Source organism: Dietzia sp. B44, assembly GCF_014145245.1.
GTDB lineage: Bacteria > Actinomycetota > Actinomycetes > Mycobacteriales > Mycobacteriaceae > Dietzia > Dietzia natronolimnaea.
The window spans coordinates 1-977 of the sequence record NZ_JAALEF010000516.1 but is presented as its reverse complement, the minus strand read 5'-3'; the positions used below and the strand labels follow the sequence as shown (position 1 = coordinate 977).

1 protein-coding gene is annotated in these 977 nt (G+C 61.2%); it reads left to right on the top strand.

The window, feature by feature from the left end; all coding sequences use genetic code 11:
• Positions 1–211 precede the first annotated feature (211 nt).
• The coding region (locus G6017_RS15680) for an SNIPE associated domain-containing protein (protein ID WP_347238036.1) at positions 212–977 on the top strand (766 nt) is incomplete at its 3' end.

The window sequence follows — 977 nt, the reverse complement described above, 5'->3', positions numbered from 1 at the left end:
ATCTCATCGGTGGATCCAGGCTAAGCCCCCACCCGGCTGGCAGCCACCGGCCGGATGGACCCCTGATCCCACCTGGCCCGAACCGCCGGCCGGTTGGAAGCTATGGCTATCAGACTCAGACGAGGCCACTACGCCGACCGAAGTCGAAGACCTACCCGAACCGGAACCTCCTGCCGATCCCCAACAAAACCCGAACGCGCGAATCGCTTTCTTGGAAGCCGAGAATGCCGAATTGCGCCGCGCATTGGCTGCTCGTGAAGGGGAGCGACCGATCGATCTCGACGATGCCCGCGTTCTGCAAGCAGCAGGTATCTATCGCTACCATCATCCGCTGGAGTCTGCCGCCGCGTACAAGGAGCGCCTTAAGGAGCTCGAAGCCCGGATCGCCGACTCAATCCGCGAGAGCCGAGCCATTGTGAAGTCCGATCTCTTCACACTGAACAACTCACTCGCCCAGGGACGTCGCATGACGTCGGACTTGGGCAAGCTAATGCTGCGCGCATACAACGCCGAAGCTGACAACGTCATCCGTTCCTTGCGGGCAGGAAACGTCGACACCGCAAAACGTCGGCTCGAGGCATCGCGGACCGCCATCGCGCGTCTCGGAGCACTGATGGAAATGCGCATCGACGACGCATTCCATGCGTTGCGCGTTGAAGAGATTGAACTCACCGCCGACTGGTTGATGAAGAAGCAGGCAGAACGCGAAGCAGCCCGCGAAGAACGGGCTCGGCTTCGTGAGGAGGCACGCGTCCAACGAGAGCTAGAAGAAGAACGCTCCCGGCTGGACAAAGAACGTGCACACCTTGCCAACGCATTGGAATCTCTCCGCACCCAGGGGCGCGACGACGCGGACCTCATCGCCCGGCTCGCTGCTGTTGACCAGGCAATCGAGCAGAACGACTACCGCGCCGCCAACATCCGAGCTGGCTACATCTACGTGATCTCTAACCCCGCTGATTCACGGAGCGTGAGGA